Raw genomic sequence first — 6,281 nt, forward strand, 5'->3', positions numbered from 1 at the left:
GGGGGGGTGGACAGCTCTACTTTGGCTTTTTTGCTGCACAAGGCCATCGGCGACCAGCTCACCTGCGTCTTCATCGATCAGGGGTTTATGCGCAAGGATGAGCCGCAGCGGCTGCTGCGCCTTTTCCAGGAACAATTTCACATCCCTGTCCACTACGTAGATGGCCAGGAGCGCTTCCTCCAACAGTTGAAGGGAGTTACCGACCCGGAAGAAAAACGCAAGCGCATTGGGGCAGAGTTTATTCGCGTGTTTGAGGAGGAGTCGCAGCGGCTGGGCCCCTTCGAGTACTTAGCCCAGGGTACTCTTTACCCCGATGTGATCGAGTCGGCCAATACCAATGTGGATCCGGTGACCGGAGAGCGCATTGCCGTCAAGATCAAAAGCCACCACAATGTCGGCGGGCTGCCGGAAAATCTGCGCTTTAAGCTGGTAGAACCTCTGCGCAAGCTCTTCAAAGATGAGGTGCGGCAACTGGCCCGCTCGTTGGGTTTGCCGGAAGAAATTGTTGGCCGCCATCCTTTCCCGGGGCCGGGACTGGCCATCCGCATTGTGGGCGAAGTCACCAAAGAGCGGCTGGAAACCCTGCGCGAGGCGGACATGATTGTCCGCCAGGAGATCAACCGCTCCGGCTACTACCCCAAGTTGTGGCAAGCCTTTGCCGTGCTGCTGCCGGAAGTGCGCTCGGTGGGGGTGATGGGGGATAAGCGCACCTATGCCTGCCCAGTGGTGGTACGACTGGTTACCAGCGAAGATGGTATGACGGCGGATTGGGCCAGGGTGCCCTACGACCTCTTGGCCACCATCTCCAACCGCATCGTCAACGAGGTGCCGGGCATTAACCGCGTCGTTTATGACATCACTTCCAAGCCACCCGGCACCATCGAGTGGGAGTGATGCGGGTCAGGCGGGATCCCTTGCCTCTGGCCTCAAGGCCGGCCTGGATCAATTACCTGTGGCCTGCTTCCGGCAGGGAATAGGAAGGGCTTGAGCTGAAGGGCTGAGCGGCTTGGACTTCCATGCGAGCCAGGGTTGTGGCCGCGTCGGCCAGTTGTAGGGCCAGGTTGGCACGGCTAATCGGATCCCGGGCATTCCAGAGATCGTGTCCCAAACAAAACACCCGATAGCGAAAGGCTTTGATCGAGTGCGATGGGATGACTTTGACCGTCATAGCTACAACCTCTTCTCCACAGAGACATGAATCGTCAGCAGAACCCGCTCGGGCTCAAGGTAAACAAATGTTACCAAAACAACCTCATCCTCAGAGGCGATACTTACTGGGCAGGTAGCTTTGGGGGGCTCCACCCGTTCATGCCTTACCCCCACAGTGTATTCTCCAACCGGCAGGTCATCAAATCCAGCATCCGCATAAATCAGCTCGATGGTTTCTTCTGCGATCAACTGCCCCTCTCGCTCCAAGAAACTGAGAAAAGGGATCCCGTCGATGGAAGTGAGGGCGTTGTTGGCCTGGTTGCGGATCATCACAAAAATGTCGGACATAGCTGGGATGCCCTCTCTCAAGGCTCCCCTCGCGAGGCTGCGGGAACGGGGCCCGACGCTTCTAAGCTGCCACCCAGTTCTTAGCCCTGGACGGGCGCAGGGACAAGACAGGCTTGCAACTTTTGCCGCAGCTTGGCCGTATCGAGGTGCTGGCCGATGAGCACCAACTGGTTTTTGGGCTGGCGAGGCCATGCATCGCTGCTGAGGGTGTAGCGCCGACCGCTGAGGTGGAAGATATGTCGCTCTGGGCTTTCTTCAAACCACAGGATCCCTTTGGCCCGAAAGACTGCCTCGGGCAACTCATTGAGAAAGTTCTGGAAGGCGTCTAGAGAAAAAGGCTGATCGCTCTCAAAAGCTAGGGAGTTAAAACCATCAACCTCGATGTGGCTGCGGTGCGAGTGGCCATGCTCGTGGCTGTGTTCGTGGTCGTGCTCATGGTCATGCTCGTGCCCATGCTCAGTGTCGTGAGCCTCCTCCTGGGGCAGAGAGCTGGACTGAAACAGATCTGTATCCAGGATCAGCTCCAGGGGTACTGCGCTGTTGACCGTGCGCAAAATGCGGGCATCTTCCTTGATCTCGCGGATGCGTTTTTCCAGGCGCTCGATTTCCGTCGGCTCGACCAAGTCCGTTTTGTTGAGGAGAATCACATCCCCATAGGCAATTTGGCTGTAGGCCACGTCGCTGTTGAACAGGTCGGGGGCGAAGTTGGTGGCGTCTACCAAGGTGATGATCGAGTCCAGCCGCGTCAGATCCCGCAACTCTGGCCCCAAAAAGGTGAGGGCAACCGGCAAGGGATCCGCCAATCCTGTGGTCTCCACCACCAGGTAGTCGATTTTGGCGGAGCGTTCCATCAGGCGCAGCACGCTCTCGGCGATGTCATCCCGGATGGTGCAGCAGATGCAGCCGTTGTTCAGCTCCACCAGGTCTTCTTCGCTGGAGACGATCAGCTCGCCGTCGATGCCGATCTCGCCGAATTCGTTGACCAGCACCGCCGTGCGCATCCCTTTTTGGTTGCTGAGAATGTGGTTGAGCAGGGTGGTTTTCCCACTGCCCAAAAAACCCGTGATGATGGTGACAGGTAAGCCTCGCTTGGGCACTTCGATGGTTGCGGTCATAGAGGGGCAGCGATCTAGATAAAGGGAACTCTTCCACTCTATCCTCATTGCCCTCGTCCCGTGAGACCGGGTGCCCCCCTCAGCTTGGCTTGTCGAGATGGCTATCTGTCCTGGGCGATTTCCACTCGGTTGCCCGGCTCCAGGCTGACGCGGAACTGTCGCGCGCCTGTCGGCAAGGGATCCGGCGGCAACTCCGGCAGGTCGGCAAAAGGAGTTGCGGCGCGGCGCTGCCGGGCCAGCTCATTCTCCGGCTCGGCAGCCAACAGGGATCCCGTCCCATCCACGGTTATCCAATAGACCAGGCTCTCCTGCAAATCAGGGGGAGACTGCCATTGCTCTGCCAGAGTGTCTCGCAGACGGAGAAGGGGAGCCGGCCCTGTTGAGTCAAGTTCTGGGGCAGTTGTGGCCAAAGGCTGCGGTTGACCCGACACCGCAGGGGTGGTGAGCTGCTCCTGCACCGAGTTGGCAGCCGTAGGATCCCTGGGTGGGCGGCTGGCCCAGATCCCGACACCGGCCACGAGAGCGATCCCTCCCACCAGCAGGGCGGCGATCCCGGTGGGCTGTCGATACCAAGCCCGCCTCACCGGAGTTCCCAGACTGGCCAGTTGGGGAATGTCATCGGCCACTTGGGAAAGGTTCTCCAGCAGGTCGTACAACTGGGTCATCGACAGATCCACCTGGGCGATGCGATCCTCCCCTTGGCGCACCGTGAGGCGATGAAAAATAAAATCCAGCGGACGGATGGCCACAGTACCGCTGAAGGTTCCCTTGGGTTCTCCGCTCAGATGGGATCCGACGTAGCGGTCGATCACCGTGATCAAATCGTTGAGCCAAACACTGTCCCCCTGCAGAGTTTTGCTGGTCTCCCCCTGGCGAATTTCCAACTGACACTCGAAGTTCTGCTGGATGGCTCGCAGGAGCGGCGTTGAGGAACCCCCCGCAGCTTCGGGCAGGCTGGGCGCTTCTCCCCGCACCGTGAGGGTCGAGGTGGGCTGTTGATAGGTATGGCTGAGAAGGGTGAGACTGGGCATGGCAACCGAAACAACACAGACTAAGGATCCCAGGAGAAGGAGTCTATTTCAGGAAGAGGGCAAAGCATCCGATCCGGAGCTATGGGCTACCTCCCCTTCTTCTAGGTCACTGCCGGCGGGCAACTCCATCTCAGGACGGCTGAGCAAGGCTTTCCACAGGCGCTGTGCCCCTCTGGGGCTGCTGTAGAACATCAGCTCGATCAAGATGCGCAGGGCCAGCTCGGCAAGGCTGTTCTCGTCGCGCACATCCCCATCCACCATGCGGCTGCGATAGTGAGAGAGAAATTCATCTAGGTAGTCTCCCACCAGCGGCTGACGGAAAGGGCTGAGCTCCTGCTCGACAGCAGCTTCCAGTTGTTCCAAGGTGCTGCGGATACGGGCCTGTTGCTGAGCAGCCAGATGGGCAATCACCATCACCAGGGCGCGGGCCTCTTCGATATCGACTCTCTTGCGCCCACCGCTGCTGCGGCGCAGAGGGTTAGCGTTGCGCAGGCGCCAGAGGGCTACCCGATCGCCAATCTGATCTTCCAAGTCTAGAGCTTTGGCTGCAGCCAGAACCGCCTCAGAACTTTCTCCGCTCAGGGATTCCAGCCCCAGTAGCAACAAATCCAACTGGGCTTTGATGGTACCGGTAGCTGTGGTAAGGCCGGCGGGCTGAGGGTCTAGCTGAGTCTGTTTAGATTCCACCGTCACGCTGTCAAGGGGAGCTTTTGGTTTCAACGAAACTCTATGATCTCCTGTTCGAGCCAAACCTGCAACCGGATCCCTCCTGTGCTTGAGGGAGCAAGACCTTCTGACCCTTGCTCTGGCCGAAGGCTTGGATAAGGACATCTGGCAGGCGCTGGCCATTGTCCTGCTCATTCTCGCTTCTGAAGAGTTCCCCAACCAGGTTAGAAGTCAGACCGAGTTGTTCTGGGTCAGTTGTTATTTTTGCAACGAACCCATCTTTCCAGCCTGTTGGCCCTCAAGAAAAGGAGAGTGGCAAGACGGCGCTGTTGGCCCAGAATGGTGGTGTATGATTGGAGTCTGTAGCGGCTGGGAAGAGAGAGGGATCCGCATTTTGCGGCTTGATTGCCTGGCTGTCTCTGGGCTGCCCTTTCTGACCGCCTCAGCGCCGGGCGTACCCACAGATGAGCATGAGCGCTCCTGCTGCCCAACCCAACCCTGTCCACTGGGTCTTGATCTTCACCGATCAGATGGGTCGGCGCGGCGTTGTCTTGGACAAGATTTACTACTCGGTGGGCCGGGCAGCCAGCAACCACATCCGCCTCTGCGACCCTTGTGTTTCGCGAGAGCATGCCCTGATTATCCGCATTCCGGAAGAGAACCGGGCCGGATACGGCTACATGATCTTCGACGGCAGCTCGGCATCCCGCCGCAGCACCAATGGTTTGTTTGTCAATGGGAAACGGGTTTTGTCCCATCGCCTTGAGCTTTTGGATAAGATAGGCTTCGGCCCGAATGTGACGGCAATTGTGGAGAGCACCGACCGCCTCAGCCCGGAGACGCTAGCGGCTCTCTTGAGGCCGCCGACCCTCGGCGACAATGTAGCCCTGGCCGGATCCCAGAGAGCAACCTCGAAAGAGACGCCCAGAGAGAACGACGACTTCACCGCCGCTTGATGGGGTGAATGATTCTCAACCCAGCCCCCTGCCGAGTTTTGGGTTCCTGTGCCTCCCATGCCCCCTGCCCTGAGCGGCTACTGGCAAAATGGCTTCGACCTGGCAGCCCATCTGGGATCCTTCCTGGGCCTTGAGGCTGGTGAGCTGCGGGAGAAGCTGCGGCTGGGGCAGCAACAGTTGGCAGAGCTGGGCCGGCGCGACTTCGGCTGGGATCAGGCAGACGCCTTTTACCGGGATCGGGTGGGATCCGCCTATTTGCTGGACTTGGCCGCTTGGCACCTGAGCAGCACCGACTACATCGGCAATACCCTGCGCCTGGTGGCCGACCATGCCCGCGGTCTGGTGCTGGATTTTGGCGGTGGCATTGGCACCCACGCCATTGGGGCGGCTCTCTGCCCGGCGGTGGAGCAGGTGATTTTCTGGGATATCAACCCCATCCATCGGCAGTTTGTGCAACTGCGGGCGGAAAAGCTGGGCCTAGGCGAACGGATCCACTGCCCGGAAACCTTCCCGCAAGGGATCCCCTTTGACACCGTCATCTGCTTCGATGTACTAGAGCATTTGCCGGATCCGGCAGCGCAGTTGCGTCAGTTTTACGCCTGGCTTAAGCCGGAAGGCAAATTGTTGATCAACTGGTACTTTTTCAAGGGGTTTAATGGTGAATTTCCTTTTCACCTGGACGATCCGCAAAAAGTCGAGCAATTCTTTCAGGTGTTGCAAAGCCATTTCTTAGAAGTGTTTCATCCCTATCTCATCACCGCCCGCTGCTACCGTAAGTGGAACAAAAGCTGAGGGGAGCGGCAACTGGGATCGCAAATCCAATCGCCCAAGCAGGACGGAGTCTCTGCAGTATGGTCATTCCAAATAGCAATGAAATGCTTCGTTACTGTCGTGATTGCTACGAACGCTGCCGCGAACGCGCCCCTCTAACTCCCCTCTCCCTCAGGGAGAGGGGAGTTTGATGGTGTGTCTTATACACATCTCAGAGCACACGAGACGTAGAGGAATGGGGGTTT

At 58.5% G+C, this 6,281-nt stretch carries 8 protein-coding genes; 3 read left to right on the forward strand and 5 right to left on the reverse strand.

The annotated features are described in order from the left end of the window. Positions 1 to 894: glutamine-hydrolyzing GMP synthase (guaA, locus tag NW857_RS01525; protein ID WP_414367777.1), on the forward strand; the 894-nt coding region annotated here is incomplete at its 5' end. A 52-nt stretch (positions 895 to 946) separates the two neighbouring features. On the opposite strand, the gene NW857_RS01530 is transcribed toward guaA, so the two are convergent. From NW857_RS01530 to NW857_RS01550, 5 genes are all read right to left on the reverse strand, one after another. Next, complete coding sequence (locus NW857_RS01530) at positions 947 to 1,168, reverse strand: hypothetical protein (RefSeq protein WP_414334207.1); 222 nt, start codon at positions 1,166 to 1,168, stop codon at positions 947 to 949. Between the two features lie 2 nt (positions 1,169 to 1,170). Next, on the reverse strand, positions 1,171 to 1,497 hold the full coding sequence (locus NW857_RS01535) for a hypothetical protein (protein WP_414334206.1): 327 nt from the start codon (positions 1,495 to 1,497) through the stop codon (positions 1,171 to 1,173). Positions 1,498 to 1,577: 80 nt separating this feature from the next. Next, entirely contained in the window at positions 1,578 to 2,612 is a 1,035-nt protein-coding gene (locus tag NW857_RS01540; RefSeq protein ID WP_414337191.1) for a CobW family GTP-binding protein, read from the reverse strand. 101 nt (positions 2,613 to 2,713) lie between these two features. Then, on the reverse strand, positions 2,714 to 3,643 hold the full coding sequence (locus NW857_RS01545; RefSeq protein ID WP_414334201.1) for a DUF4335 domain-containing protein: 930 nt from the start codon (positions 3,641 to 3,643) through the stop codon (positions 2,714 to 2,716). Positions 3,644 to 3,691: 48 nt separating this feature from the next. Further along, the gene (locus NW857_RS01550) at positions 3,692 to 4,363 is read right to left on the reverse strand and encodes a DUF3038 domain-containing protein (RefSeq protein ID WP_414334199.1); all 672 of its coding nucleotides are present in this window, start codon (positions 4,361 to 4,363) and stop codon (positions 3,692 to 3,694) included. A gap of 416 nt (positions 4,364 to 4,779) precedes the next feature. Here NW857_RS01550 and NW857_RS01555 point away from each other — a divergent pair, with 416 nt between their 5' ends. Together NW857_RS01555 and NW857_RS01560 are read left to right on the forward strand one after the other, a co-directional pair. Then, entirely contained in the window at positions 4,780 to 5,265 is a 486-nt protein-coding gene (locus NW857_RS01555) for an FHA domain-containing protein (RefSeq protein ID WP_414367778.1), read from the forward strand. A 48-nt stretch (positions 5,266 to 5,313) separates the two neighbouring features. After that, positions 5,314 to 6,057, forward strand: a complete 744-nt coding sequence (locus NW857_RS01560; protein ID WP_414334195.1) for a class I SAM-dependent methyltransferase — start codon at positions 5,314 to 5,316, stop codon at positions 6,055 to 6,057. The last annotated feature ends 224 nt before the right edge of the window (positions 6,058 to 6,281 follow it).

Source organism: Synechococcus sp. H55.9, assembly GCF_047462355.1.
In the GTDB taxonomy this organism is placed as follows: domain Bacteria; phylum Cyanobacteriota; class Cyanobacteriia; order Thermostichales; family Thermostichaceae; genus Thermostichus.

Bases quoted from the DNA above. Each gene is read 5' to 3' on its own strand.
- NW857_RS01530 (WP_414334207.1), bottom strand. From the start codon at position 1,168: ATGACGGTCAAAGTCATCCCATCGCACTCGATCAAAGCCTTTCGCTAT.
- NW857_RS01535 (WP_414334206.1), bottom strand. From the start codon at position 1,497: ATGTCCGACATTTTTGTGATGATCCGCAACCAGGCCAACAACGCCCTC.
- NW857_RS01540 (WP_414337191.1), bottom strand. From the start codon at position 2,612: ATGACCGCAACCATCGAAGTGCCCAAGCGAGGCTTACCTGTCACCATC.
- NW857_RS01545 (WP_414334201.1), bottom strand. From the start codon at position 3,643: ATGCCCAGTCTCACCCTTCTCAGCCATACCTATCAACAGCCCACCTCG.
- NW857_RS01555 (WP_414367778.1), top strand. From the start codon at position 4,780: ATGAGCGCTCCTGCTGCCCAACCCAACCCTGTCCACTGGGTCTTGATC.